Origin of the sequence: Microseira sp. BLCC-F43, assembly GCF_041929235.1 — a bacterium.
GTDB lineage: Bacteria > Cyanobacteriota > Cyanobacteriia > Cyanobacteriales > Aerosakkonemataceae > Microseira.
The window spans coordinates 1-2,798 of sequence record NZ_JBHFNP010000217.1; the positions used below are offsets into that span (position 1 = coordinate 1).

General features: G+C 43.8%; 2 protein-coding genes. Both read right to left on the reverse strand.

The genetic code is table 11. From position 1 onward, the window contains the following. Positions 1–1,987 (reverse strand): tetratricopeptide repeat protein (locus ACE1CM_RS29210; protein WP_374882363.1); only part of this gene is annotated, 1,987 nt, incomplete at its 3' end. Between the two features lie 495 nt (positions 1,988–2,482). Continuing rightward, a partial coding sequence (locus ACE1CM_RS29215; protein WP_374882364.1) for a tetratricopeptide repeat protein occupies positions 2,483–2,798 on the reverse strand: 316 nt, incomplete at its 5' end.

A 2,798-nucleotide genomic window follows, 5' to 3' on the forward strand; every position in this document is an offset into this window, starting at 1 on the left:
TGGGTTGTTTTTCCAGCACTTGACGATAGAGTTGTTCAGCATCCGCATAGCGATTTTCTCGTTGATGTTGAACTGCCAATTGCAGAGTTTCGGTTACTTCTCTTGCGCCAAATCTTCTGGGTTTGTTGACCAGCTTTAAGAGAAAATCTTCCAAGGCTCTGACAGGTTTTAAGTCGCCATATAATAGGTGCTTATTCTGGGCAATTTGTTGCGAGATGTATTGACGATATTGAGCATCTTGCCCCAGACGCACTGCCATCTGCACATATTCTTCTTTAGTCTGAGCGATTGTCTCTGAGATGCCCATCATTTTGAGGATAGCCATCGTATGGCGTCCTCGCATCATTTCTCCTGGCCATGTCATCACCGGAATATTGTGTGCGATCGCTTCCAGGGTAGTGTTACCTCCAGACCAACCGATGCTATCTAGAAATACGTCTGCGATCGCTGCCGTTCCGGCAAACTTCTTGCCATCCATGTGCGGCAAAAAGATGCACCTGTCTTGATAATTCAGCCCTAATTCCTCGAAAGCATGGCTTAACCGTTGGCGAAAGACTTCTGTTATCTGTTCGCTGGTAGGATGTTTAATAAATACAAACTTGCCCCGTGCTAACTCCTTAGCAATTCTAGGAAATACATCATCATGTTGAGGTAAATACTTATATAAAGATTGACAGCACCAAAACATGATTTCATCATCTGCGATCCCAATGTCCTGTTTCTTGATTACTTGAGGTTGGACGTCTAAAGGTGTGTAGTGGATGGACAAATTGGGCAATCTGACTAATTTTTCTGTATAGTGGTCTTGACCATTTTCCGGTTCCATTAAATCGCTGGTTAAAAAATAGTCAATCGTCGGTAGCCCACTCGTCTCAGGGTGAATCCAAGATGTCATTTGAATCGGAGCCAGTTTTAAGCACCCTAACTGCACCGTTGTGCGTTCCATCCCGAATTCTGGAAAAATCAGAACGTGTAACTTGTCTTTTTGAATTAACTCACACCATTGTTCAAACGGCAAGGGACCTTGAATAAATTTATCAAACGCTTTCGCTGCTTTGGTAGTCTCCCCATCCCGTTCTGAGCGTGTGTGATATCCAAATAATTCAAACTCACTTCTGTCCAGGTTTTCTACCCAACCCCTGATTAACTTCCAACAGGAATGATTGCGAAAAAATCCGGTCACAATTCCCACCCTAACTTTTTCGTTAGCTGGTAAATTTGTCAGAGATATTGGCTGGTGACCTTGGGGATAGCGGCTCGACATTAACTGACAAATCATTGACCCATAAATTTGCTGCAAAGGTCGGTCATTGCAGCCTTGATAAGCCAGAAAAAAAGGCTGCATTGAACCGATGGCTTCAGTCGCTTCGGCTCTTTCTTTGGGATTGGTTAATTGATAGTGTTGCGCTAAATTCTCTAGATGTTGCTGATAATTCTTTCGCCTCAAATGAATTTCATCGACGCTGGAATAGATAATCGGCAGCTGACTCATACAAAGGCCAAATTTGGCTAAAGCATAGTCTGGTTGAATTTTTAAAGCTTGCTCGTAGGACTCTACCGCTGCCTCTAGCTTACCTTGGTCGGAGAGGGTCGTTGCTAAGTTGTTATAAACATCAGCGTCAGGTTTTATCTTTAAGGCTTGCTGGTAGTATTCTACTGCTTCATCTAACTTGCCTTTTTCCTTGAAGGCATTTCCCAAATTGTTAAGTGCTACAACAGCTATCTGGTTATTTGGCTGGAGTTTTAAAACTTTTTTATAAGCTTCTATAGCCTCGTCTAATTTATTTTCCGCTTGCAATATTTCTGCTAATGCCACGTTAGCGTTCAGATGATTGGGTTGAATTTTTACTACCTGTTTGTAGAGAGTTTCAGCTGGATATAATTTCCCTGACTCATGTTGCTCTACAGCTTTTTTCAGCAGAGATTGCACCGATGATTCCACCAGATTAATTTCTTTTTTGCGGTTAGATTTTTGGCTTTTTTTCATTTTTATTTTCCCCTTCACTTTTAACTAGGTTCTGTATTCGTTATAGTGGGCAAGCCCCGAGCAGATGCTGCTGCCTTGTTTACAGCGGATTGCCAGGGAGTTAGGGAAAGCCTTTTGGCGCAAGGCAAGTGTAGGGGCAGCCATTTTTGCTGCCGCTAAAAAATAAAGCCCTATGAGGTACGGCTGCAATCCGCTATAACTTCTGCTGACTTTCTTGACACTCCCCGTCCTAAAGGCGCGGGGATTCTTAAGACCTTTGAGTCTTAATATCCTGACAACTCAGGAAACCTTAGCGCCATCCTTTTACCCTCAGGCGGGCAAAATCCTAGTCTCACAACGGGATCCTCGGTCGTAAACTTTCCCCCAGTCGGTCGGTAGGTTTTAAAGTCTTGTACTGACCCAATCTATTTTAGCATAGTTGCGCTTTGACTGGACTTAAAAGTCCCGGCTTTGCACAAATCCCCCGCGTAAACGACGGGGGTTTTGTGCTTCTCGTCATGGTTGATAAATTTCTCGTAAACTCGTAGAAAATTCCCCAGAGTTGGGATTCAGTTCCAGGGCTTTTTGAAAGTAAACTGCGGCCGTTGCTAAATCTCCGGCTTTTTTGCGAGCCTGACCTAATTTGCCATTCAATTGTGCATAATAAGTTTGTTGCTCTGGGGAGAGCTTCCCTTGGGCGTGAAGCGCGTTGCCCAAATTCGCCTCTGCTTCCGCGCAGTTGGGATTGATCTGCAAAGCTTTTTGATACGATGCAATCGCTGCTTCTAACTTGCCTTGTTGTTGCAGGTTGTAGCCCAGGTTATTGTAAATC